At 65.1% G+C, this 24,210-nt stretch carries 17 protein-coding genes; 7 read left to right on the top strand and 10 right to left on the bottom strand.

Annotated elements, in window-relative coordinates; genetic code table 11:
* Positions 1-76 precede the first annotated feature (76 nt).
* Complete coding sequence (gene waaC / locus F6X39_RS06630; protein WP_090803495.1) at positions 77-1,081, top strand: lipopolysaccharide heptosyltransferase I; 1,005 nt, start codon at positions 77-79, stop codon at positions 1,079-1,081.
* A gap of 500 nt (positions 1,082-1,581) precedes the next feature.
* Positions 1,582-1,716 carry a hypothetical protein gene (locus tag F6X39_RS36610; RefSeq protein ID WP_260321106.1) on the top strand — a complete coding sequence of 45 codons (135 nt, stop codon included), beginning with the start codon at positions 1,582-1,584 and terminating at the stop codon, positions 1,714-1,716.
* A 34-nt stretch (positions 1,717-1,750) separates the two neighbouring features.
* On the opposite strand, the gene F6X39_RS06635 is transcribed toward F6X39_RS36610, so the two are convergent.
* The 6 genes from F6X39_RS06635 to ppc form a co-directional block, all read right to left on the bottom strand.
* Positions 1,751-1,930, bottom strand: coding sequence for a hypothetical protein (locus tag F6X39_RS06635; protein ID WP_018419748.1), 180 nt, complete (start codon positions 1,928-1,930; stop codon positions 1,751-1,753).
* A 219-nt stretch (positions 1,931-2,149) separates the two neighbouring features.
* Positions 2,150-3,457 (bottom strand): MFS transporter, encoded by a 1,308-nt coding sequence (locus tag F6X39_RS06640; protein WP_187616021.1) that lies wholly within the window; start codon positions 3,455-3,457, stop codon positions 2,150-2,152.
* 369 nt (positions 3,458-3,826) lie between these two features.
* Positions 3,827-4,360: a TonB C-terminal domain-containing protein gene (locus F6X39_RS06645; RefSeq protein WP_184021206.1), complete on the bottom strand. Its 534-nt coding sequence runs from the start codon at positions 4,358-4,360 to the stop codon at positions 3,827-3,829.
* A gap of 361 nt (positions 4,361-4,721) precedes the next feature.
* The gene (gene argH, locus F6X39_RS06650) at positions 4,722-6,128 is read right to left on the bottom strand and encodes an argininosuccinate lyase (protein ID WP_184021209.1); all 1,407 of its coding nucleotides are present in this window, start codon (positions 6,126-6,128) and stop codon (positions 4,722-4,724) included.
* A 140-nt stretch (positions 6,129-6,268) separates the two neighbouring features.
* Positions 6,269-7,081 (bottom strand): helix-turn-helix transcriptional regulator, encoded by an 813-nt coding sequence (locus F6X39_RS06655; RefSeq protein ID WP_090803503.1) that lies wholly within the window; start codon positions 7,079-7,081, stop codon positions 6,269-6,271.
* A gap of 164 nt (positions 7,082-7,245) precedes the next feature.
* Positions 7,246-10,485 (bottom strand): phosphoenolpyruvate carboxylase, encoded by a 3,240-nt coding sequence (gene ppc / locus F6X39_RS06660; RefSeq protein ID WP_187616043.1) that lies wholly within the window; start codon positions 10,483-10,485, stop codon positions 7,246-7,248.
* Positions 10,486-11,031: 546 nt separating this feature from the next.
* Between ppc and hemC the strand changes: the two genes are divergently transcribed.
* The 5 genes from hemC to F6X39_RS06685 all read left to right on the top strand — a co-directional run bounded on the left by hemC (position 11,032) and on the right by F6X39_RS06685 (position 18,369).
* Positions 11,032-12,030 carry a hydroxymethylbilane synthase gene (gene hemC / locus F6X39_RS06665; RefSeq protein ID WP_187616022.1) on the top strand — a complete coding sequence of 333 codons (999 nt, stop codon included), beginning with the start codon at positions 11,032-11,034 and terminating at the stop codon, positions 12,028-12,030.
* Entirely contained in the window at positions 12,030-14,021 is a 1,992-nt protein-coding gene (gene hemDX / locus F6X39_RS06670; protein ID WP_187616023.1) for a fused uroporphyrinogen-III synthase HemD/membrane protein HemX, read from the top strand. The genes hemC and hemDX overlap by 1 nt, the downstream gene beginning before the upstream one ends.
* Before the next feature lie 2 nt (positions 14,022-14,023).
* The gene (locus F6X39_RS06675; RefSeq protein ID WP_090803508.1) at positions 14,024-15,214 is read left to right on the top strand and encodes a heme biosynthesis protein HemY; all 1,191 of its coding nucleotides are present in this window, start codon (positions 14,024-14,026) and stop codon (positions 15,212-15,214) included.
* Positions 15,215-15,486: 272 nt separating this feature from the next.
* Positions 15,487-16,515: an SDR family oxidoreductase gene (locus F6X39_RS06680; RefSeq protein ID WP_187616044.1), complete on the top strand. Its 1,029-nt coding sequence runs from the start codon at positions 15,487-15,489 to the stop codon at positions 16,513-16,515.
* 114 nt (positions 16,516-16,629) lie between these two features.
* Positions 16,630-18,369, top strand: a complete 1,740-nt coding sequence (locus F6X39_RS06685) for a sulfate permease (protein WP_187616024.1) — start codon at positions 16,630-16,632, stop codon at positions 18,367-18,369.
* Positions 18,370-18,462: 93 nt separating this feature from the next.
* Here the strand turns inward: F6X39_RS06685 and F6X39_RS06690 are convergent, their stop codons facing one another.
* The 4 genes from F6X39_RS06690 to F6X39_RS06705 all read right to left on the bottom strand — a co-directional run bounded on the left by F6X39_RS06690 (position 18,463) and on the right by F6X39_RS06705 (position 24,190).
* The gene (locus tag F6X39_RS06690; RefSeq protein WP_187616025.1) at positions 18,463-18,762 is read right to left on the bottom strand and encodes a hypothetical protein; all 300 of its coding nucleotides are present in this window, start codon (positions 18,760-18,762) and stop codon (positions 18,463-18,465) included.
* 218 nt (positions 18,763-18,980) lie between these two features.
* Positions 18,981-19,583, bottom strand: a complete 603-nt coding sequence (locus F6X39_RS06695) for a hypothetical protein (RefSeq protein ID WP_187616026.1) — start codon at positions 19,581-19,583, stop codon at positions 18,981-18,983.
* A gap of 154 nt (positions 19,584-19,737) precedes the next feature.
* A complete protein-coding gene (locus F6X39_RS06700; protein WP_187616027.1) occupies positions 19,738-20,340 on the bottom strand; it encodes a hypothetical protein in 603 nt (200 codons plus the stop codon).
* 1 nt (position 20,341) lies between these two features.
* A complete protein-coding gene (locus F6X39_RS06705) occupies positions 20,342-24,190 on the bottom strand; it encodes a type VI secretion system Vgr family protein (RefSeq protein WP_187616028.1) in 3,849 nt (1,282 codons plus the stop codon).
* Positions 24,191-24,210: the final 20 nt, after the last annotated feature.

Here is a 24,210-nt window from a genome sequence, read left to right on the forward strand (position 1 = left end):
GCAACGGCCGTTTGCGCGGGGATCGGTAAAGACGTCAGCTAGAATGGTTCAACTTCGAACAACGAACAGACCCTCAATGAAGCGAATACTTATCGTCAAGGTCACGTCACTGGGCGATATCGTGCAGGCGTTGCCAGTCGTCGCCGACATCAAACGCGCATTTCCTGGCGTTCAGGTGGATTGGGCGGCGGACGAAGCATTCGCACAAGTCGTGCATTGGAGCCAGGGCGTCGATCGCGTGCTGTGCGCGCCGCTGCGCCGCTTCAAGAAGGCGCGTCGCTGGAGTGATCTGAAGGCGATCTGGGCATCCATCGCCGAGCTGCGCGCGTATCGCTACGACTACATCATCGACATTCACGGCGTCTACAAGAGCGCGATCATCGCCTTCCTCGCGCGCTCGTCGCGGCGCATCGGCTATCAATCCCTGGATCTGGGCGAGCGTGGCGCGGCGTTCGCCTACACCGGGCGTTTCGGCCCACGTCCGCAAGGCAGCGCGTGGCACGGCATGCGCATCAGCGCCAGCGAGGCGCTCGGCTACGAAGTGGAAGGACCGCCCATCTACGACCTGCAGCTACCCGAAACCGTCCCGCAGCCGTTCGCGACGCAGGACGCGCCTGTCGCGGCGCTCTTTCACGCCACCTCGAAAGCCGACAAGAAATGGCCGCTCACGCACTGGGCGGCGCTTGGACGCGAGTTGAGCGAGCGCGGTTTCCGTGTGGTGCTGCCGTGGGGTTCGGACGGTGAGCTTGCCGAAGCCGGGCAGATCGCCGCGCAGGTGCCAGGCGCGACCGTGCTGCCGCCATTGAGTGTGACCGAAGTTGCGCAGATGATCGGCGCGTGCGCGCTCGTGGTCGGTACCGATACGGGTTTCGTGCACCTCGCGCATGCGCTGCAGAAGCGCACCGTGATGATCTTCGTCGCGACGTCGCCATCGCATTGCGGCGTCGAGGCGCCGTATCGCTCGACCTCGATCGGCGACGGCGACTCGGTGCCGCCCATCAGCGCGGCGCTCGAAGCGATCGACTACGTGTACGCGGCAGAGCCGGTGCTCGCGATGCAGCAAGGTTCAGCCGCCGCCTGAGTTCGTTCGCGCAAAAGAAAAGAGGCGCGATGCGTAGTCCACCCTTGCTGGCGGGGACTGCATCGTCGCGCCTCAAAGAACGCCCGTGTCGGGGAACAGCGGGCGGAGAGGAATCGATTACACGTCTGTTAAAACTGTCGCTTTTCGTTGGACGCCGAAGCGTCCGATGCGCGGACGCCTGGGCGGCAAACTGATACGCCGCGGTGCGTCGAAGCTCGCACGGCGCGCGTCGAACCGCTCGATTGCGGCGACACCGGCGCGGCCAGCAAGGTTTCTATCGCGACAGTGCGCTCAACGGAGTATAGGCGGTGTTTTCCGCCATGGTGGCGCGATCTGGCGGCAGCGGGGCGGTCGATCGAACGCGCCGATCCAGCGCGCCGGTCCTGTAACAGCTCGGTGATGTTCCCTTACAAATGGCAACGTTCGCTGCGGCGCGCATCGTGTCCAATCGGGTCATTCGGGGATTGCGCTCGAATCAATCTGACTCGATGGAGAACAACATGAAACGCTTGATCCTGACTCTCGTGGCCGGCACGCTGCTCGCATCGGCACTCGGCGGCTGCGTTATCGCGCCGGCGCCGGGCTATTACTACGGCGGCGGTGGCTACTACCATCACGGCTACTACTACCGCTAAGCCGCGCGCCGTGCTCAGGCCCGGAGCACCAGCCTCAGGCGACCAGCATTTCGAACGCGACCACCGCGGCAATGGCCGCGGCGTTCGCGGCCAGCGCCTCGACGACGATGGATTTCCATGTCGTCGGACGGAAGCGCAGCGCGAGCAGCAGCGAGCCGAGCAAGGCCAGCGCGATGATCGTCACGATATCGGCATTGTGAAGATGGACGTTCATGCGGATCCCCCGTTTTCTATAGGGTTATGTCAGGGAGTATAGGCAAGTCAAAAGGACGCGCAAGGCGGGGGTTTTACCCGGGCCGGGCCGCGGAAACAGCGAGGAAATAATGCTCTCTGCATGCTGCCGCAGACGCGTAAAAACTGCGCGGGTGCAGCATCGATCGAACCTCGGCAAACGCGCATCGACGAAAGCGTTGTTCCGTCGATGCGCGTTGCATCATTTCATCAAACTCTCATCACGCGTCTCGCGCATGCACAGCACGCCGACAAGGCTCACGGCCGCGGCGACCGACACGTACGCGCCGACCCACGCCAAGCCGCCGTGCGCGGCGAGCACCTGCGCGATATACGGTGCGACCGACGCGCCGAGAATCCCGCCGAGGTTGTAGGCGACGCCGGCGCCCGTATAGCGCACGTTGGTCGGAAACAGTTCTGGCAGCAGCGCGCCCATCGGCGCGAAGGTCACGCCCATCAGGAACAGCTGGATCACGAGAAACAGCAGCACGAGCAACGGCTCGCCGCTGCCGAGCAGCGGCGCCATCGTGAAGCCCGACAGGATCGCCGCGATGATGCCGACGATCAGCACCGGCTTACGCCCGAAGCGATCGCTCGCACGGGCCGACAGCGGCGTCGCGATTGCCATGAACACGACCGCGATGCATAGCAGGCCGAGGAACGTCTGCCGCGGAATATGCAGCGACCCGACGCCATAAGACAGCGAGAACGTCGTCGCGTTGTAGAACAGCGTGTAGCAGACCACCATCGCGAGCGCGCCGAGCACGGTCGGCCGCCAGTGCTGCGAGAACAGCGTCGCGATCGGCACGCGCACGCGCTCCTTGCGCTCGATCGCTACCTGGAACGCGGGCGTTTCCGCAATCTTCAGCCGCACGTACAGCCCGAGCGCGACGAGCACCGAGCTGACGATGAACGGCACGCGCCAGCCCCAGCTGCGGAACTGCTCGTCGGAGAGCGACATTGCGAGCGCGAAGAACAGACCGTTGGCCGCGAGAAAGCCGATCGAGGGCCCGAGCTGCGGGAACATGCCGAACCAGCCGCGTTTGCCGGCCGGCGCGTTTTCGGTGGCGAGCAGCGCGGCGCCGCCCCATTCGCCGCCGAGGCCGATACCCTGGCCGAAACGCAGCACGCACAGCAGGATCGGCGCGAGGCTGCCGATCGCGTCGTAGCCCGGCACGAAGCCGATCAGCGTGGTCGACAGGCCCATCACGAGCAGCGACGCAACCAGAGTCGATTTGCGGCCGATGCGGTCGCCGAAGTGGCCGAACAGGAACGAGCCGATCGGTCGCGCGACGAACGCGATGCCAAACGTGACGAACGCCGACAGCGCCTGCGCGGTGGCCGAGCCATGCGGGAAGAATACCGGTCCGATCACGAGCGCCGCGGCGGTCGCGTAGACATAGAAATCGTAGAACTCGATCGCGGTGCCGATGAAGCTCGCGAAGATGATCCGCGCCCTACTGTTTTGCCCGCTTGCGGGCTGAGCGGCGGAAATCGGCGAAGTGGACATGCAGGGTCTCCAATTGTATGAGGCCGCGGCGCGCTGAGCCGTGCGTCGCAGACAGGCGGCGCGCAAGGGCGGCATCCTCGTTGAGGTATAGGTTTGGGCGCCGCACGCGGGGTGGCGGCGCGGCACTGCAGTCGGCTCATGCGCCGCGCCGGCGGGTGTGCGGACGGCGTGAGCCATGCCGGAAGGCTCCGGCGCGGGGAATCGGAAAATTATAGCGAGCGCGCTCGTCGCGCAGCAATGGCGGCGTAAGTTTGCGCGGCAACGAGGGCGGCTTTATGAGTTATGCGCGATGACTCGAGTAGCTCGCGCGTGGCCGACCCATGCGCGGATGCGCTGGGCGGTGCGTGTCAGCGCACGCGCCAACCGCGCTCAGTCGTACGTTTCCGCTTGCGGCGAGGCGAGCTCGCGCAGCTGGAATTTGCCGTTGTCGTTGAACAGCCAGTCTTCGAACAGCTCGAGCTGGCCGCGGCCGTTCAGCAGCTTGCCGGGCGGTAGCGGCAGCGGCGCCGAGCGGCGCAGCGTCGCGAGCGCGGTGCTTTCGGCTTCGTCGTCGCCGTTCGTGCGATACACCGACGACTCGACGATGTGTCCATAACGATCGACCGTGAACGACACCACCACCAGCGAGCGCAGCATCGGCTGAGGCCTGCCCTGGAGCACATACGACGGATTGCGCTCGACGATCCGTCGTGCGACCGCGTCGCGATATTGATCGAGCGTCGCGCTGTTGATCGCGGCCACCGGTGTGCTGACGGTTTCGTGCGGCGTCAGCGGTGTGATCGTGCAACCGGCCACGGCGACAACACCGAGTGCGGCGAGCGATAGCCGATGCATGCGAGCGGCCGTGAAGGAGCGCAGAGCCACACGGTGAGAAACAGGAGGGGGAGAAGTGCGAGAGAGCATCGTCGACGAAGCGCGAGGAGAACCTGATTGAATGGTAGTCAAAAACTGCCGGGATTCAATTGGCGTTCGCCCGCCGGATGTCATCGTGCGTGCCCCGCTGAGGCGCTTTGCTTTCCGCTGTAATGGCCGGAAATGTGCGCGCATTGGTCGGCGAGCGAAACCCGCCTACACTTTGATGGCCTCTTGCTGAGGTATCGGTGGAAGTCTTTTCAGCCCGCTTCTGGCGGGCTTTCTTTTGCCTTCGATTCGCCATTCACACGCGGCAATAAAAAAGGCGAACCCGCCAAACGGGTCCGCCTTTTCGATCCGGTTCAACCAGCCACGCCGCAAGCTTAGGCTCACGGCGCTGCCCAGGCATCGATTACTTCAACGTCGCACGCGCCGCTTTCACCGCGGCCAGCACCTGCTCGGGCGCGGTGCCGCCCGGATGATTGCGGCTCGCCACCGAGCCCTCGAGCGTCAGATACGAGAACACGTCGTCGCCGATCAGATGCGCGACGTTCGGCAGTTCGCCGCGCATTTCGTCGAGCGTCAGGTCCGCGAGATCGCAGCCGCGATCGGCGCACACGCGCACCGCGAGCGCGACTGCTTCGTGCGCGTCGCGGAACGGCAGGCCGCGCTTGACGAGATAGTCGGCGAGGTCCGTCGCGGTCGAGAAGCCTTGCAGCGCGGCGTCGCGCATCGCCTGCGGCTTGACCGTGATGCCGGCGACCATTTCGGCGAAGATGCGCAGCGTGTCGGCGACCGTATCGACGGTGTCGAACAGCGGCTCCTTGTCTTCCTGGTTGTCCTTGTTGTACGCGAGCGGCTGGCCCTTCATCAGCGTGAGCAGCGCCATCAGATGGCCGTTCACGCGGCCGGTCTTGCCGCGCGCGAGTTCGGGCACGTCCGGGTTCTTCTTCTGCGGCATGATCGACGAGCCGGTGCAGAAACGGTCGGCCAGATCGATGAAGCCGACGCGCGGGCTCATCCACAGCACCAGCTCTTCGGAGAAGCGCGACACGTGCGTCATGACGAGCGCGGAGGCGGCCGTGAATTCGATCGCGAAGTCGCGGTCGGAGACTGCGTCGAGCGAGTTCGCGCAGATGCCGTCGAAGCCGAGCGTCTTCGCCACGGCGTGACGGTCGATCGGATAGCTGGTGCCGGCGAGCGCGGCCGCGCCGAGCGGCAGACGGTTCACGCGCTTGCGGCAGTCGATCATGCGCTCGGCGTCGCGCGAGAACATTTCGACGTACGCGAGCAGATGGTGGCCGAACGTGACGGGCTGCGCGACCTGCAGGTGCGTGAAGCCCGGCATGATGGTCGCGGCGTTCTTCTCCGCGATCTCGAGCAGCGCCACGCGCAGTTCGGTGAGCAGCTCGCCGATGCGGTCGATCTCGCCGCGCAGCCACAGGCGGATGTCGGTCGCAACCTGGTCGTTGCGTGAGCGGCCGGTGTGCAGGCGCTTGCCGGCGTCGCCGATCAGCGCGGTCAGGCGCGCTTCGATGTTCAGGTGCACGTCTTCGAGATCGAGCTGCCATTCGAACTCGCCGCGCTCGATTTCACCTTTGATCTGCGCCATGCCGCGCTGGATCGCGGCGAGGTCGTCGGCGGAAATGATCTTCTGCGCGGCGAGCATCGACGCGTGCGCGAGCGACCCTTCGATGTCGACGAACGCCAGACGCTTGTCGAAGAAAACCGACGACGTGTAGCGTTTGACCAGTTCCGACATCGGCTCCGAGAAGCGAGCCGACCAGGCTTCGCCTTTTTTGTGCAGTTGGGACGTCATGGTGTTGGGCGGTAAAAACGAGCGGTGAAGAGGCTGGCAACGCGAGTGCGCGAATCGTGCAGAAGCGCCGCCGCAGCGAAGAAAGACGAAGATTTTAACACCGGGTGACGGCGGCCAAAGCGCTGCCGCCCATCGCGGGCCTATTCGCGCACCAGCACCACGAGCTTCAGATCCTCGCGATGCGCGGGCTTGAACGTGATCTGGTCACAAACGATGCGCCCGTCGCGCGGATGGTTGAACTCGCGCCTGCCACCTTCGCGCCCGCCGACGTCCTGGGAGGCCCAGTAGCGTGCGAATTCGTCGCTCGCGGCCGACAGCGAATCGATCAGCCCACGTGTGGGCGCATCGTTCAGATGGCGGATCGAGTCGGCGCGGAATTCGGCGGCGAGCCGCCGCGCGCGCGTTTCCCAATCGACGATCAACGCGCGCGCGGCCGGCTCGGTGAACGTGTAGCGCAGCAGGTTGCGGTCGTGCGCGCCGTCGAGCCAGCCGACGAACAGATCGGCCGCGCGCTCGTTCCACGCAAGCGCATTCCACTGACGGTCGAGCACGTAGGCGGGCGTGTCGATGAGCTGCACGGTTTGCAGCAGCGTGGCGGGCGCATCGGCGGCGGCCGGGTCGGGCTCGGCCGGATCGCGTTGCGCGGCCAGTTCGAACAGATACGCGCGCTCGGCGCGCGACAGCTGTAACGCGACCGCGATGCGCGCGAGCGCATCGGCGGAAGCGGACACTGGCCGGCCCTGCTCGATCCACGTGTACCAGGTCGGGCTCACGCCGCACAGCTGCGCGACTTCCTCGCGCCGCAAACCGGGCGTGCGGCGACGCGGCCCCGGCGGCAGCCCGACCGCCTGCGGCGACAGCCGCTCGCGATGGGCGCGGATGAAGTCGCCGAGCGCGCGGGCCGGGGTGGCGTCGAGCGGCGGCGGGTGATCGGCGGAAGACGGCGTCGTCATGCTATCGGCTGCGCGTGGAGGGGGTAATAGAGATACCAGAATAATTGCCGAACTTGTACTGGTACATGGCGGGCTCTATTGTAGCGGCAGGGTTCGCGCAATGAGAAAAGCCGGGTGTGACCTGCGTCGGCCACACCCGGCTTTTGTCCGCCAATGCGGCAACCTCAACCGGTATTGCGCAACCCCGCCGCGATTCCGTTGATGCTCAAATGAATGCCGCGCCGCACGCGCGCATTCGTGTCGCCCGCGCGATAGCGTTTGAGCAGTTCGACCTGCAGGTGATTGAGCGGATCGAGGTACGGAAAGCGATTCTTGATCGAGCGCGCGAGCAGCGGATTCTCGGCGAGCCGCTCGCTCTTGCCGGTGATCTCCGACAACACCTTCGACGTGCGCTCCCACTCGGCGACGATGCGCTCGAACACATGCTTGCGCAGCTTCTTGTCGGTCACGAGCGCGGCATAACGCGACGCGACCGCGAGGTCGGTCTTCGCGATGACCATGTCCATGTTCGACATCAGGTTCGAAAAGAACGGCCAGCTCTTGTGCATCTTCTGCAGCAGCGCGAGACGGCGCGCGCGTTCGGCGTCGGACGGCGCGCTGTCGAGGTGCTCGGCGACCGCGCTGCCGAAGCCGTACCAGCCGGTCAGCAGCAGCCGGCATTGACCCCACGAGAAGCCCCACGGAATCGCGCGCAGATCCTCGATCTTGCGTTGCTTCGGATCCTGCAGCTTGCGCGACGCGGGGCGGCTGCCGATGTTCAGCTCGGCGATCTCCGCGATCGGTGTGGACTCGAAGAAATACTCCTTGAAGCCCGGCGTTTCGTAGACGAGCGCGCGATACGCGGCCATCGCCGTATCGGACAGCTGCTGCATCGTTTCCTCGTACACCGGCAGCTCGGCCAACGTGTGGTCGTGCGGCAGCAGCGACGCTTCGAGCGTCGCGGCCACGACGGTTTCCAGATTGCGCCGGCCGATTTCCGGATTCGCGAACTTGCTCGCGATCACTTCGCCCTGCTCGGTCAAACGGATCTGACCGTCGACGGTGCCCGGCGGCTGCGACAGGATCGCCTGGTAGGTCGGGCCGCCGCCGCGCCCGACGGTGCCGCCGCGCCCATGGAACAGACGCAGCGTCACGCCGCGTTCGTTGAACAGCGACACGAGCGCAAGCTCCGCGCGATACAGCTCCCAGTTCGACGTCAGGAAGCCGCCGTCCTTGTTGCTGTCCGAGTAGCCGAGCATCACTTCCTGCTCGTTGCCCTGATGTTCGATCAGCGCGCTAATGCCCGGCAGCGCGATCAGATCGCGCATGATGTGCGGCGCGTTGCGCAGGTCGGGGATCGTCTCGAACAGCGGGATCACCATCAGGCCGGCGCGCGCGGGGTCGTGCTCGTCGCCGAGGCGTCCGCGCAACAGGCCGGTTTCCTTCTGCAGCAGCATCACCTCGACCAGGTCGGTAACGGTCTCCGTGTGCGAAATGATGTAGTTGCGCACCGCGCGCGCGCCGAACTTCTCGCGCGTCATGCGCGCTTCCTCGAGCACGGCGAGTTCGCTTTTCACGAGCTCGGAGTAGTCGGCGGAGGGCACGCGCAGCGCGCGCGGCTGCGCGAGCTCGGCGAGCAGCACGTTCAGCTTGTCGGCTTCCGGCAACGCCACGTAATCGTCCTCGACACCGGCGCGCTTGAGCAGCTCGGCGATCACCGCTTCGTGGATGTCGGAGCTTTGCCGCAGATCGATGCTCGCGAGATGGAAGCCGAACACTTCGGCCGCGCGCGCGAGCGGCGCGAGACGCGGCGCGGCGAGCGGCGCGCCGTGATGCTCGGCGAGCGAATCCATCAGCACGTGGAGGTCGCGCACGAAGTCGGCGGCGTCGTCGTAGGGGATCGCGCGGACCGGCGCGACGCCGCGGCCGGCGCTGCGCAGCGGCACGCTGCCTTCGCCGAGGCGCACGCGCGCGCTTGCCGCGAGCCGCGTGTAGATGCCGATCAGCGCGCGGCGATACGGCTCGTCGGTGCGATGCGGCGAATGGTCGGGCGAGATGGCCGCGAGCTCATTCAGCGCATCGCTCGCGCCGACGAGCACATTCGACATCGATAGCTCCTCGCCGAGCTTGTGCACCTGCTCCAGGTAGTGCTCGAAGATCACCGCGGCCTGACGCGTGATCGCATTTTCGAGCGTTTCGGCGGTGACGTTCGGATTGCCGTCGCGATCGCCGCCGATCCAGCTGCCCATCTGGAAGAACGGCGGCAGGCGCGCTTCGAGGCCATGTTCCTTCAGCGCCTCCTCGATGTCGGCGTACAGCGCCGGCAGTTCTTCGAGGAAGGTGCTGCGGTAGTACGACAGCGCGTTTTCGATTTCGTCGGCGACCGTCAGACGCGAGTCGCGCAGCATGCGCGTTTGCCACAGCGACGTGACGCGCGCGCGCAGCATCGCTTCGTTGTGCGCGCGCTCGCGGTTCGTCAGCGGCTGGTCGCGCTCGGCGAGCAGACGCGCGATGTCGTGCTGCGCGTCGAGAATGCTCTTGCGCTGCACTTCGGTCGGGTGAGCGGTCAGCACCGGCATGATCAGCGCGTCGTCGAAAAACCGCTGCAGCACCGGTGTCGCGGCGGCACCAGCCGCGGCGAGCCGCTCGAGCGCATGGGCGATCGTGCCCGGCTGCGAGGCCGAGCCCGCGAGCGCGTGAATTCGGTGACGGCGGTTGCGGTGACGGTCCTCGGCGATGTTCGCGAGATGCGAAAAGTAGCTGAACGCGCGCACGACGCTGACGGTCTGCTCGGGCGTCAGCGTGCGCAGCTTCTTGTCGAGCGTCTGCGCGGCGGCGCTGTCGTCCTCGCGACGGAAACGCACTGCCGTCTGCCGGATCGTCTCGACGATGTCGAACACCGCCTCGCCTTCCTGCTCGCGCAGCACGTCGCCGAGCAGACGCCCGAGATAGCGGATGTCCTGGAACAGCGGGTGGTCCTTGTCCTCGCGCGTGCGGCCGCCGCTCTTCGGGGTGGTCGCGGCGGCGGACTCAGCCGGCGGCAGGTCCTTCGGTTTCGACGGTTTCGCGGCGCGCGGGGGTGTTGCGTCGCCATCGACCTTGGCCTTGGCCGGCTTGCGCGCGGTGGCCGACGTCGCGGCCTGTTCGGCCTTGCTGGCCTTGCCGGCATTCGACGCCTTTTGCGCCTTGTCCTGCTTGACGGGCACCGAGGTCTGCGCGGCCTTCGGGGCTTTGCTGGCGCGAGCGGCGAGGGCGCGGCGCCTGGCGCGCTGGTCGGCGCGCGTGTCGCCATGTTGACCGACGCTCGACGATATGGCGTGCGCGGCAACGTCGGACAGGGCGTCAGGCGCCGCGGCGTCGGCCGGGCGAGCGGTGGGCGAGGCAGTGTTGCGGCGGGCGGGGCGCGCCGATCCGGAAGACGTCACGATGAGTTTCCTCGGGGAAGCCAGGGTCTGTTGATTGATGAACTGCGACTGCGGAACTGCCACCAGCAAGTGCAACGTGAACTGCGTGCAACAGGGACTACGCAACGGACTACAAGACGGACTGCTAGTGCAACTGCAACGGAGACTTGAAACGGCGACTGTACACGGCGATTGCTCGACCGACTGGAAGCGCGGCCCGCGCGTGCCGCACCGCGTACGCGGAACGACACGAGCGCTGCCGAATCGCGCGACGCCGACGAGGGAGAAAGGAGCCACGGGCTGCCAGCCCGCGCTGGGACCGAACACGCGTCAGGCATCGCCTCAGCATGTTCGCCGCATTGCATCATCCCGCATGCCGCCGCGCAGTGCGCGAACGACCGTACGTGACAACGCGCAATGGGCGCCTTCGCGCGTGGCGCGAAGCCCGTCTCCTCCGTCGCTGCCGCTTGCGCACGGCGCTTCGCCGTGCCTTGAAACCAAAGGGCGCGAACGAGGGCGCGTGCTAACATTGATTGTTATTCCATCCCGACATCCAGCAGCAAGCTAATGAACACCGAGACGTTTTCCACGCCACCCCACACGCTTGTGATTGCGTCGCGAGAGAGCCGCCTTGCCATGTGGCAAGCCGAGCATGTGCGATGTGCGCTGCACAAATTATATCCATCTTGTGACGTAAAAATCCTCGGAATGACGACACGCGGTGATCAGATTCTCGATCGCACGCTGTCGAAGGTGGGTGGCAAGGGGCTCTTCGTGAAGGAGCTCGAAGCCGCGCTCGCCGATGGCCGCGCCGACCTCGCGGTGCATTCGCTGAAAGACGTGCCGATGGAGTTGCCCGCCGGTTTCGCGCTGTCCACCATCATGGAGCGCGAGGACCCACGCGACGCGCTCGTGTCCAATCAGTACGACTCGCTCGCCGCGCTGCCGGCCGGTGCCGTGGTCGGCACCTCGAGTCTGCGGCGTGAGGCGATGCTGCGCATGCGCTATGCGCATCTCGACGTGCGGCCGTTGCGCGGCAATCTCGATACCCGACTCGCCAAGCTCGATCGCGGCGATTACGCGGCGATCATTCTGGCCGCGGCCGGGCTGAAGCGGCTGGGTCTCGCCGATCGCATCCGCGCGCTGCTCGATCCCGAGGACAGTCTGCCCGCGGCGGGCCAGGGCGCGCTCGGCATCGAGATTCGCGCCGATCGCGCGGACCTCGCCGCATGGCTCGCGCCGCTGCATCATCCGCACACGGCGGCGGCCGTCGAAGCGGAGCGCATGGTATCGCGCGCGCTCGGCGGCAGCTGCGAGGTGCCGCTCGCGGCCTACGCAACCTGGGGCGATGGCGCGCTGCATCTGCGCGGCATTGTCGCGACGCCGGACGGCCAGCGCGTGCTGAGCGCGCAGGCGTCGGCGCCGGCGCCCACCGTCGAGCGCGCGCTCGCGCTCGGCGAGGAAGTGGCGCACTCGCTCGTGCAGCAGGGCGCCCTCGACATCGTCCGCGCGCTCAGTACGGCGAGCGGTCCCGCGGCCGCGCCCAGCGCGGCGGCCAGCGAGTGATGGCCGCCGTCTCGCCCGAGAAGGCGCCCTTCACGGTCGTGATCACGCGGCCGGCCGGCCAGTCGAGCGAACTCGTCGAACAGCTCGAAGCAGCCGGACTCGCGTCGCTCGACTTCCCGCTGATCGACATCGCGCCCGTCATCGACGACGCGCCGTTGTGCGCCGCGCTCGCGTCGCTCGAACGCTACGCGCTCGTCGTGTTCGTGTCGCCGAACGCAGTCGATCACGCGTTCGCGCGCCAGGACGATATCTGGCCGCATGCGCTGCCGATCGGCGTGGTCGGCCCGGGCAGCGTGCATGCGCTCGCGCGCCACGGCGTCAGCGCGCCCGAGCATCGCGTGATCAGCCCCGCGGCGGGCGCCGACGACGAATCGACGAGCTTCGACTCCGAGAGCCTGTTTGCCGCGCTCGAGGCGCAACTCGGTGCCGCGGGCCTCGAAGGCAAGCGCGTGCTGATCGTGCGCGGCGACGGCGGCCGCGAATGGCTGAGCGAGCGCCTGCGTGAAGCCGGCGCCGAAGTCGACGCGGTGGCCGCTTACCGGCGCATCGTGCCGGAGCCGTCGATCGGCGCATGGGCGCGCGTGCACGAACTGCTCGCGGGCACGCCGCACGCATGGCTTCTGACCAGCTCCGAAGGCGTACGCAATCTGCACGAACTCGCGCACGAACATCTGACTGCCGGCGAGATCGAGCAGCTCAAACACGCGCCCCTCGTCACGCCGCATCCGCGCATCGCGCAGACCGCGCGGGCATTGGGTTTTGATAGGATTACGGTGTCCGGCGCGGGCGACGAGCGCATAGTCCGAGCCCTCGTTGCCGCGGCCGCCGTGCCTCTCGTCGTCCAACCGGTATCGTCCAACCCGGCTCAACCACGCATGACTGAAACGAACGCATCCACGAACGCCTCACCTCAGCCGCCCGCAAGCGCCGCCTTGCCGTCGAACCCACCCTTCACGCCGTACGAAGCGCAAAAGCGCCGCAGCGCGAGCGGACCGCTGCTGTGGTTGGTCATCGTGGTCATCGCGTGCGCGGCGGGCGTGGGCGGCTTCGCGATGAACCGCAAGCTGGTGCGCACCGAGCAGGAACTCGCGCAGCGTCAGCAGGCCAACGACACGCAGACCAACGAGCTGCGCATCAAGATCGACCAGGCGCTCGCCACCGTGCATCAATCGGACTCGCAGGTCGCGCAGCTCGAAGGCAAGCTCGCCGATGCGCAGGCCGCGCAGCAGGCGCTGCAACAGCAATACGCGGATCTCGCGCGCAATCGCGACGACTGGACGCTCGCCGAAGTCGGGCAGATGCTGTCGGCGGCGAGCCAGCAGTTGCAGCTGACCGGCAATACGCAGCTCGCGCTGTTCGCCTTGCAAAGCGCCGATACGCGCCTCGCGGCGTCGGACAGTCCGCAGGCGGTCGCGGTGCGCAAGGCGATCGCGCAGGACATCGACAAGCTGAAGGCCGCGCCGTCCACCGATCTGACCGGCCTCGCGATCAAGCTCGACAACGCGATCGATCACGTGAACGGCCTGCCGCTGTCGGGTGAAGCACCGATTCCGCGTGCCACGCCGCATGCGGCCACGTGGGCCGACACCGCGAAGGTGGCCGCGGCCACCGGCAAGCCGCGCTGGGAAGTGTGGATCGACGAGGTCACGCACGGCATCGCCGAACAGCTGACGAGCCTCGTGCAGGTGCGCCGTATCGACAACGCCGACGCGATGCTGGTCACGCCGGATCAAGGCTACTTCGTGCGCGAGAACCTGAAGCTGCGTCTGCTGTCGGCGCGTCTCGCGCTGCTGTCGCGCAACCAGACCACGCTGAAGTCCGACCTGCAGGCGGCGCAGTCCGCGTTGACGCGCTACTTCGACGCGTCGTCGAAAGACACGCAGACGGTCATCGATCTGGTCAAGCAGGTGGACGCCGGTTCGGCCGCGGTCGAGCTGCCGAACCTCGATACGAGCCTGCAGGCCGTCAATCAATACCGGAACCGGGGTTAATCATGGCGATCCGGGGACTCCTATGGCTCGCGGCGCTGTTCGCCGTCGCGGTCGTGCTCGCGGTGGGCGGGCGCTTCGACGCTGGGCAAGTGCTGCTGATCTATCCGCCGTACCGCGTCGACATGTCGCTGAACCTGTTCGTCGTCGGGCTGGTGGTGCTGTTCATCCTGCTCTATGCGCTGTTGCGCATCATCCGCAATATCTGGCGCATGCCGCAGCGCGTCGCCGCGTACCGCGCACGCGCGCGTGTCGCGAAGGCGCACGCGGCGTTGCGCGATGCGATCGGCAACCTGTACGCGGGGCGTTTCTCGCGCGCGGAAAAGGCCGCCAAGGACGCGCTCACGAATGGCGACAACAAGGGCGCGGCCGGTTTGATCGCGGCGACCGCCGCGCATCGCATGCATGAGTACGCGCGACGCGACGAATGGCTCGCGCAGATCGACGAAGCCGACTGGCAGGACGCGCGCCTGATGGCCACCGCCGACATGCGCGCCGACGGCCGCGACGCCGACGGCGCGCTCAATGCGCTGACCGAGATGCAATCGCAGGGCGCGCGGCGCATTCACGCGCAGCAAATCATGCTGCGCGCGCAGCAGCAGCTGAAGAACTGGGGCGAAGTGCTGAAGCTCGTGAAGACGCTGGAGAAGCGCGAGGCGATCCATCCGGCGGTCGCGGTGCGGCTGCGTCAACTGGCGGCGGAAAATCTGCTGCGCGATCGTCGCCACAATGCGGACGCGCTGCTCGAACTGTGGAACTCGCTGTCGGCGACCGAGCGTCATTCGCCGCGCCTCGCCGACACCGCCGCCGAACTGCTGGTCGCGCTGAACCGTCCGCAGGAGGCGCGCAAGATCGTCGAGGAGGCGCTCGCGCAGAACTGGGATGCGCGCCTGTTGCGACGCTATCCGGACACGGCCGGCGGCGATGCGTTGCCGCTGATCCAGAAGGCCGAGGCGTGGCAGAAGGATCGGCCGGAAGACGCGGACCTGATGTTCGCGCTGGGGCGTCTGTGTCTGCATCAGCAGTTGTGGGGCAAGGCGCAGTCGTTCCTCGAACGCGCGCTGAAGCTTGCCGACAACGAGACGCTGAAGATCCGCTCGCATCGCGCGCTCGCGCGTCTGCACGAGCAGCTGGGCGATACCGACAAGGCGAGCCAGCACTATCGCGAGAGTGCGTTGGCGATGAACGTGACGTGAGTTCGACGTTTTCGGCCATGCGCTGAAGCGCGCAAGCCTCGGAAACCGCTACCTGATGGCCGCAGCCCCGCGCTGCGGCCATTTGTTTTTCCGGCGGCCGGCGTTCCGGCGGCCGGCGTCCCGGCGGCCGGCGTCCCGGCGGCCGAGCGTGCGCTGGACTCGCGCGCAATTCGCAGATCCCCAGCTCGAATCGTCGGGACTGCGCTTTGCTTCACCACCTCACTGGATGTGCAACCTCGGAGGTGTTCAAAGTGGCCAGCGACGCTGTGACGGTGCAAACCGAGACCCGCAGCGGCGACGTCGAGCGCAAGGGCGTCGTCGTCATTACAGGGGCAAGTGCCGGCGTGGGGCGCGCGAGCGCGTCCGAATTCGCGCGGCAGGGCTATGACGTTGGGCTTATCGCGCGCGAGCCGCGACGGCTCGCTCGTGCCGCCGAGGAGATCGCCGCGACCTATGGCGTGCGCGCACTCGCCATTCCGGCCGATGTCGCCGATGCCGACGCGATCGAGCGCGCGGCGCAGCGTGTGAAGCGCGAGTGGGGCGGCATCGACGTCTGGGTCAACGTCGCGATGGCGACCGCGTTTGCGCCGGTGTCGGCGCTCAGCGCGCGCGATGTCGAACGCGGCACGCAGGTGACCTATCTGGGGCAGGTCAACGGCATGCTGGCGACGCTCCCCGTGATGCGCGCGCGCGGGCACGGGACGATCGTCAATGTCGGCTCGGCGCTCGGGTACCGGTCGGTGCCGTTGCAGTCGATCTATTGCGGCGCGAAGTTTGCCGTGCGCGGCTTCACCGATTCGTTGCGTTCCGAGTTGCTGCACGACGGAGTCGATATCCATCTGACGATGGTCGATCTGCCCGCGGTCAATACGCCGCAATTCGACTGGGCGCTCAATCGCACGGGGCGCAGGGCACGGCCGGTGGCGCCGGTGTTTCAGCCGGAAGTGGCGGCACGGGCGATCTACTTTGCGGCCACCCATCGACGGCGGCAGGTGTGGGTCGGGTGGTCGACGGTCAAGGCGATCCTCGCGAACCGGATCGCGCCGGCGCTGCTCGACCGCTATCTCGCGCGGGCGGGTTACGACGGGCAATTGACCGATGAACCGTTGCCCGCCGATGCGCCCGCGAATCTCTACGAGCCGGTGCCGGGTCACTACACTTCGCATGGTCGCTTCGATGACGAAGCGCGTGCGTACTGCTGGCAGATGTTCACCGATCGGCATCGCAATGCGGTGTACGGCGCGGCAGTGATGGCGCTGGCGGGGGGCGTCGCGTGGCTGCTGAGGCGCCAGCGGCAGTGATCCCCGGCCGGTCGGCGTCATCCCTGTCGCCGACGGGATGTCTGGACTATCCTTCGAATGACGGTACCGCCCACAAACCGTGGTGCGGCGTCCTCGACTACGAACATTCCAAAAATGGACGCGGACAGGCCAGTTCGTCACAAAGAACAGACTGCTGTAAGCAGGGCGCGCCGCTGGATGCGCTGGCTGCCGGGACTGACGGTGCTCAAGACGTACCGGCTGAGCTGGTTGCCGAACGATCTGACGGCGGGACTGGTACTGACCACGATGCTGGTGCCGGTTGGGATCGCTTATGCGGAGGCATCCGGCGTCCCTGGCGTGTACGGCCTCTACGCGACGATCGTTCCGCTGTTGGCGTATGCGCTGTTCGGTCCGAGCCGGATTCTCGTGCTCGGTCCCGACTCCGCGCTCGCCGCTCCGATTCTGGCGGTCGTGGTGCAAATCGCTGCGGGCGACCCGTCGCGCGCGATTGCGGCGGCCAGCATGATGGCGATCGTGTCCGGCCTGTTCTGTATCGTGATGGGCTTGCTGCGGCTGGGATTCATCACTGAATTGTTGTCGAAACCCATTCGATACGGCTATATGAACGGCATTGCGCTCGCCGTGCTGATCAGTCAGCTGCCCAAACTGTTTGCCATCTCAATCGAAGAGCGCGGGCCATTGCGGGACATCGTGAGCCTCGTGCAGGCTATCGCCGATGGCAAATCCAACTGGTATAGCTTCGCGGTGGGCGCTGGAAGCCTCGTGCTGATCCTGTTTCTCAAGCGCTTCGAAAAACTGCCGGGCATCCTGATCGCCGTGATCGTCGCGACGTTGTGCGTAACCGTATTGCACCTCGATAGCCTCGGTGTGAAAGTGCTCGGCAAGATTCCTCAAGGCCTGCCGACCTTTGCGCTGCCGTGGGTCACCGACGCCGATCTGGTCAAGATTCTGCTCGGCGGCTGCGCGGTCGCGCTGATCTCGTTCGCGGATACCAGCGTGCTGTCGCGAACTTTCGCGGCACGTTTTCGCAGCCGCGTCGACCCCAATCAGGAGATGGTCGGGCTCGGCGCGGCCAATCTTGCGGCCGGCCTGTTCCACGGCTTCCCGATCAGCAGCAGTTCGTCGCGCACGCCGGTCGCCGAGGCGGCGGGTGCGAAGACGCAACTGACGGGCGTCGTCGGCGCGCTGGCGGTCGCGGCGCTGCTGATGGCCGCGCCCAATCTGATGCGCTACCTGCCCAACAGTGCGCTCGCCGCGGTCGTTATCGCGGCGGCGCTCGGTCTGTTCGAGATCACGGACCTGAAGCGGATTTTCCGCATCCAGCAATGGGAGTTCTGGCTGTCGATGGCCTGCTTTGCCGGCGTCGCGGTGTTCGGTGCGATTCCCGGCATCTGCTTCGCGGTGGTGATCGCGGTCATCGAATTTCTGTGGGACGGCTGGCGACCGCACTACGCGGTGCTGGGAAGCGTTGAAGGATTGCGCGGCTATCACGACTTGCAGCGCTATCCGCATGCCCAGCGAATCCCCGGGCTCGTGCTGTTTCGCTGGGATGCACCGCTGTTCTTTGCGAATGCCGAGCAGTTTCAGGAGCGCCTGCTGGAAGCCGTCGCCGAATCGCCGGCACCGGTGCGGCGTGTGGTGGTGGCGGCCGAACCGGTGACGAGCGTGGACGTCACCTCCGCCGACATGCTGCGGGAACTGACGCGCACCCTCGACGAGCGCGGGATTGCGCTGCACTTTGCAGAGATGAAGGATCCGGTTCGCGACAAGCTCAGACGCTTCGAGCTGACCGATCTGATTGGCGATGCGTGCTTTCATCCGACGGTGAGCAGTGCGGTTGATAGCTATGTCGAGATGGTTGGGAAGGAATAGTATTTGGACCTGGAGCTGGATCACCGGAGAGCCGGCATGCGCCTGCCGTCCGCGTCTAAAACGCCTGCGAAAACGGTTTGGGACCGCGCCAGTTCACGTCCGCGGCATACCGTGATCCTGTGTTTCGCCGTGGTATTCGTTGTCACGTTGATTCTTGCTGTACACCAATATTTTCTCGTACGTGCCCGGGAGCTCGATAACCGTTCGCATCAGCTCGAGATTCAGGCCAGGGTTCTCGATGTCGCGGTCCGCAATAACAGGCAGCACTTGCAGTTTCTTCGCGAGAGTGCCGAGCGGCTCCTTGCGGACCGGACAGCACAGCTCGATCGAACACCGGATGCCTCGCTCCAGGCGGTACTCCGGGCGCAGGACGAGCGCGTCTGGACTCTTCAAGTTCGCGATATCGACGCCCCCATTCGGCCATGTCGCGCTGGGCGTCGGTCACAGTCGGTCTCATCTCAGTTCCTGGCCCCGACGGTCCTGAGGACGTCGGCGTACTGGGCTGTGCATGTACCGGGGGTGCGAACGAGAGGATCACCAGGATTGCGCCAGTAGGCCTGAACCACTTCCGCGCGGCGTGGCGCTTTGCCACCTGCTGTTCAAGATGGGCTCTATTCACGGTGTTGCCGTTTCAACGCGGAGTAGTCACGATTGAGGCGAACGTCCATCAGGACCGGCGTTTTGGGTTCGTCTGGCGCCGGATTCTTTGGGTCGGGGTCGCCGAACGCAAATTCGACGTCCACCGGAAATCGGCTCATCGGCAGTTTCGAAGCACGATAGCGATAGTGATGCAGCCGAATCTGCGGTGGCGCCGTTCCCATATCATTGCCGGGCCACCGCTCGCCGTTGCCGTCGACCCAGTAGCCGATATCGACATGGAGGAGGTCTTCCAGCGTCGAGCGGTTGATGTCCGTCAATTGTGGATTGAAGCGGATCGTGAAGCGCCTCACGACCTGCTTGATTTTCGTGCGGTCGGCCGAGGGGTCGAGCGGATCGGGTACCACAACTACGATGATTTGCGTGTCCGGCAACACCGGATTCACGAAGGAATACTCCGCACCACCTACCACACCGCGCTCAGGCCGCGCCGCAAGAATGCAGCCGAATATCGTATGTGCGGGATCGAAGGGCTGGTCGTCCCGCAGGATCGTCATTGCCGTGGTCAATATTCTGAAGGCCATGTCGCGCTGGGGATCGGTCACAGTCGGTCTCATCTCAGCTCCTGGCCCCGACTGTTCTGAGGGCGTCGGCGTACTGGGCCGTGCATGTACCGGGATTGCGAACGAGAGGATCACCAGGATTGCGCCAGTAGGCCTGAACCACTTCCGCGCGCCGTGGCGCTTTGCCACCTGCTGTTCAAGTCGGGCTCTATTCACGGTGTTGCCGTTTCATCGCGGAATAGCCGCGTTTGAGGAGAACGTCCATCAGGACCGGCGTTTTCGATTCGTCCGGCGCTGGATTCTTTGGGTCGGGGTCGCCGAAAGCAAATTCGACATCCACCGGAAATCGGCTCGTCGGCAGATTCGAAGCACGATAGCGATAGCTATGCAGCCGAATCTGCGGTGGCGCCGTTCCCATATCATTGCCGGGCCACCGCTCGCCGTTGCCGTCGACCCAGTAACCGATATCGACCTGGAGGAGATCTTCCAGCGTTGAGCGGCTAATGTCTGTCAATAGCGGACTGAAACGGATCGTGAAGTTCAGCACGACTTGCTTGACCTTCGTGCGGTCGACCGAGGGGTCGAGCGGATCGGGGATCACAACTACGGTGATGTCAGTCCGTGGGAATGCCGAATTCTCGAAGGAATACTCCGTAACACCAACCACGCCGCGCTCAGGCCGCGCCGCAAGAATGCGGCCGAAAATCGTATGCGCGGGATCGAAGGGCTGGTCGTCCCGCAGGATCGCCATTGCCGTGGTCAATATCCTGAATGCCATGTCGCGCTGGGCGTCGTTCACAGTCGGTCTCATCTCAACTCCTGGCCCCGACGGTCCTGAGAGCGTCGGTGTACTGAGCCGTGCATGTACCGGGGTTGCGAACGAGAGGATCACCAGGATTGCGCCAGTAGGCCTGAACCACTTCCGCACAGGCGTAGGCATCTTCTTCATGAAGTTGGCTCCTATAGCCGGTTTCGAATTGCGCCATTTTTTGTGCTGTTTCAGCAGAGACGTTCAGCAGTTCACATACCTTCCTTTCAGCACTCGGGAGATCTCGCCTGACGTACTCCCAGCCCCGCTTGTCCTGCAGGTAGGAAATCAGCCAGTAGTAATGGAATACAAGCATCCTGTGCAGACCGATGTGAACGCGATGATCGTCGGGTAGCGGCGTGATTCCTGTCACTTCAAAGACTTCGCTCAGCATCGTCGACCGATACAACGTTTGGATATTCGGCAGGTCTCTGTAGTCCTCCGGAAAGTGCTGAAGCAAAGAAAGCATCCAGAAGTACTGCTGACAGTGGCGAGACTCGTGATACAGAGTGTCGGCAAATGCCCTAAGACGGTTATCCAGCGAGGCCGGCTGGTCCCTGAGTTCGACGATGTGCGCGATCTCGCTCTCGTTGACGGCGATTACCCAGTACTTCCCGATGAATGCGGCGCTGACATCCTGCCGCAGGGCGTACTGCGTCGCCCGCTGTGGATCGACAATGACAAGCTTTGGCATGGCACCACCTTTTTCCGAGTTGGCGGCATCGCGTCGTGGCAATCCAAAGGGCCCGGCACCAAGCGCGATTTCCAGTCGCGGCGTGACCGCGTTTTGAATCGTCTCTATCGAACTGGAAGTCAACGGCCACGTCACCCCGGCCCAATCGATTCCCTGCAACGCAGTTTTAATCGCAGCCGTATAAGCCTTGGTCACCGGATATTCAACATCCTTGCGCATCGACATACCAGCCGGCGCATCAGCCTCGGTCGCACCGTTGATGAAGTGATGAAAGCGCAGACCGAAGTTCATCGGATCGCATGAAACGAATTCGGGCGACTTGTCTTCCGTCGTCGCGCTTTGATTGGGAGAGGCCACGGCCTTTCCTGCGACCCTGGCGGTGCGTTTCTCGGCGTTGGGCACTGCGCCCGCAAACGGCTCGTCCGCCTCCCTGATCACCGCGCCTCTGCTCACCGCAATAACCTTGTCCGGTTCACTCGCGGCGAACAGTTCAACCGTCGCGAATGCAAGAAGATTGCTCGTGACGAGACTCGTTTCTCCAAGCGCATTGGTCACGCCCTGAATCACCTGACCATCGTCGAGTGTGATCCGGTACGGCTGGTTCGGCAGTGCAAAGCCCGTATCGTGTTCGATCAGAACGTGATGCGCGGCCAGCTTGCCCGGCTTTCCGGGCGTTACCGGCACACCGACAGGCCGCGCCGCTGGCCTGTCGGTTTGATGACCACGCGCATGGACCCGATGCTCTCCATCCGTATAGACCCTGTACCCTTCCGAATTGATGACCACCTTCGTGCTTCCCGCATGGAGCACGATCTCTTTGCTGGCCATCAGATTGATCGAATCGGTTCTACTGATGATGCTGACGACCCGCTGCGCGATGATCTCGACATCGTCGCTCTGCGCGTCGATTCGCACCTTGCCTGACGCGGCCTTGAGCCTGATGCCGAGATTCTGCGTGAACACCCGCACGCCGTTGATTGCCGACGCCAGCAGCGATTTCGCCGCCGCCATGCTGACGTGTCCGCCCGCTGTGAGCGCGATGTGTTCGACACTTGCCACGTGCGTGCTTTGCGCTGCGGTGAGACCGACCCCCGCCGCGCTGGCCAGCACCATGTCGGGTGCGCCCAGTTGCGGGAAGGGAAGGTCCGCACGCGCCGCGACGCCGCGTATCGCCTCGTTCTGCGCCTTGATGGCCCGCGATACGTCGCTTTGACTCGTCTGTTGCTCCTGTGCCTCATACTGCCGCGCGAGACCCGCGAGGTTCTCGTGGATATCGCGCGCCTGCGTGAGGCGCGCCACGGTCTCGCCGAGATCCTTTGCCGGCTCGGTCGCGCCGCGACGCGCCTCCGTGGTGATCAGCATGCCTCTGTTGGCGCGCGCGACACCCCATGCGTCGGTGGCCAGTTCCCAGCCTTCGCCGCGTGCCTGCTGTCGGCCGGCCTCGCGCACGACCCGCGTGTTGTAGCCCAGCACGAGGCGCGAGTGTGCGTGATCGCTGGCGAGCTGTGCCTGGAGTTGGCCCGGCGTGTCATCCAGTACGACGTGATTGGTCTGGCCGTCGCAGCCACCTTTGAGCTCACTGCTCAAGACGCCTGAAAGTGCCTGGTTATCCGGTAGTTTCCAGGGCGGCTGGTTCCAGCCATTGATCATCCGGCCCGATACGTACGGCTTGTCCGGGTCCTCTTCGTGGTAGCTGACCATGACCTCCTGACCGACACGCGGCGGATAGATCGCGCCGAAGCCATTGCCTTGCCACGGCGACGACACGCGCACCCAGCAACTGGCGCTCTCGTTTTTCGGGCCAAGCCGGTCCCACACGAAACGCACCTTGGCGCGCGCGTATCCATCGACCCAGATCGGCTGGTGCTCGGGCCCAACCACGATCGCCGTTTCCGCCGCGCAGCGCGGCTTTTTCTTCGGGCGGTTTCTGAAGAATGTATTGGCAGGCTGAAGCACGAAGCTGGTCACGCACTGGCGCAACGCGTCGTTCGTGTCGTTACCGGACGGCTGTGTGTTCTGCGGCGCGTTGCGAATGTCGAGTGTGGTCGATACCGCCAGGTACTCGGCGTTGATGTCGCATTGCGGATGGTTGTCGAGCCAGAATGTTTTCCCGGTTGTCAGGCCGCGCAGATTCCCTCGGCCCTTCAGACGTAGCCGGTGGCAGCGCATTGCATCGACGCGCACGCTCGCGAGGTGTTCGGCTTCATTGCGGAAGTTGTTTGGCCTACCCGACAATCCCGTCGCGCCGGCGAGCGGTTGCGAGTAGTCGCCCCAGCCGTGTTGCTCGATGTTGTCGAAGGCCCGTTCGCTGAAGCTCTCGTACTCGCCCTCGAAGTGCATGCCGGGGCGGGTGTAGTCGTAGTCGATCAGACTGACCTTGCCCGTCGTGATCTGACGCGAGACCTCGAGCCTGTGAATGTGTTCTTCGTCGACGTGCCGGCTGTCAGGCGCGTGATAGCGGATAGTGTCGTAGCCGTTGTCGTGCTGTTTGTGCGAGCCGGGCGAATCGCACAGTACCAGCGTCATTCCGTCGAACAGATAGTAGATTCCCCATTCTCTCCAGATCCGCGTGAGGAATTCGAAATCGGATTCCCACATCTGCCGGACATGGTCCCGCTTTGGGTAGCCTTCGCGCAGACCGGTCGCGCCCAACTCCATCACCACCGGAAAGTGATAACGCTCCTTGAGTATCCGGTCAGTGATGTCCACCACGCTCGCGTCCTGAAAGATCCTGCTTTCGCGGTTCTTCGTGGCCAGCCACAGCCAGGGGCGCACGACGAAGCGGTAATGGGCGCGCCGGTCGTCGGTGCCGGTCTGTTTCATGCCTGTGACGAGGCCCGAAATCGTGCGGCGGCCCGCGCCCGCGTGTGCCACCTCACCGGGTTCCAACACCTGTTGACCGAACAATCCGTTCCCGTCGAACGAGATCGAAATGTCGATGACTTTGCCAATCAGGTTATCGGGTACGACCAGTTCCTGTGCTTGCCACAATCCGAGCGTCGGACTTTCGATCGTCGCCACATCGAGCGTGTATCGATAGAGCTTGCCCAGGGATTCGGTGCCGCGCAGGCGGAGCGGAGCCAGCAAAGGCTCATTGCCCCATGTGGGTAGTGCGTCACTGGAAAGACCTAGCGTGCGGTCCTGTGCGGGTTCGATCATGCGTGCAAGGAGCTCGGTGT

Source organism: Paraburkholderia sp. UCT2 (genome assembly GCF_014397665.1).
GTDB classification, from domain to species: Bacteria; Pseudomonadota; Gammaproteobacteria; order Burkholderiales; family Burkholderiaceae; genus Paraburkholderia; species Paraburkholderia tuberum.

What these genes read in the sequence shown, in the direction of transcription:
- waaC (WP_090803495.1), top strand. Translation starts at nt 77, where the DNA reads ATGAAGCGAATACTTATCGTCAAGGTCACGTCACTGGGCGATATCGTG.
- F6X39_RS36610 (WP_260321106.1), top strand. Translation starts at nt 1,582, where the DNA reads ATGAAACGCTTGATCCTGACTCTCGTGGCCGGCACGCTGCTCGCATCG.
- F6X39_RS06635 (WP_018419748.1), bottom strand. Translation starts at nt 1,930, where the DNA reads ATGAACGTCCATCTTCACAATGCCGATATCGTGACGATCATCGCGCTG.
- F6X39_RS06640 (WP_187616021.1), bottom strand. Translation starts at nt 3,457, where the DNA reads ATGTCCACTTCGCCGATTTCCGCCGCTCAGCCCGCAAGCGGGCAAAAC.
- F6X39_RS06645 (WP_184021206.1), bottom strand. Translation starts at nt 4,360, where the DNA reads ATGCTCTCTCGCACTTCTCCCCCTCCTGTTTCTCACCGTGTGGCTCTG.
- argH (WP_184021209.1), bottom strand. Translation starts at nt 6,128, where the DNA reads ATGACGTCCCAACTGCACAAAAAAGGCGAAGCCTGGTCGGCTCGCTTC.
- F6X39_RS06655 (WP_090803503.1), bottom strand. Translation starts at nt 7,081, where the DNA reads ATGACGACGCCGTCTTCCGCCGATCACCCGCCGCCGCTCGACGCCACC.
- hemC (WP_187616022.1), top strand. Translation starts at nt 11,032, where the DNA reads ATGAACACCGAGACGTTTTCCACGCCACCCCACACGCTTGTGATTGCG.
- hemDX (WP_187616023.1), top strand. Translation starts at nt 12,030, where the DNA reads ATGGCCGCCGTCTCGCCCGAGAAGGCGCCCTTCACGGTCGTGATCACG.
- F6X39_RS06675 (WP_090803508.1), top strand. Translation starts at nt 14,024, where the DNA reads ATGGCGATCCGGGGACTCCTATGGCTCGCGGCGCTGTTCGCCGTCGCG.
- F6X39_RS06685 (WP_187616024.1), top strand. Translation starts at nt 16,630, where the DNA reads ATGGACGCGGACAGGCCAGTTCGTCACAAAGAACAGACTGCTGTAAGC.
- F6X39_RS06695 (WP_187616026.1), bottom strand. Translation starts at nt 19,583, where the DNA reads ATGAGACCGACTGTGACCGATCCCCAGCGCGACATGGCCTTCAGAATA.
- F6X39_RS06700 (WP_187616027.1), bottom strand. Translation starts at nt 20,340, where the DNA reads ATGAGACCGACTGTGAACGACGCCCAGCGCGACATGGCATTCAGGATA.
- F6X39_RS06705 (WP_187616028.1), bottom strand. Translation starts at nt 24,190, where the DNA reads ATGATCGAACCCGCACAGGACCGCACGCTAGGTCTTTCCAGTGACGCA.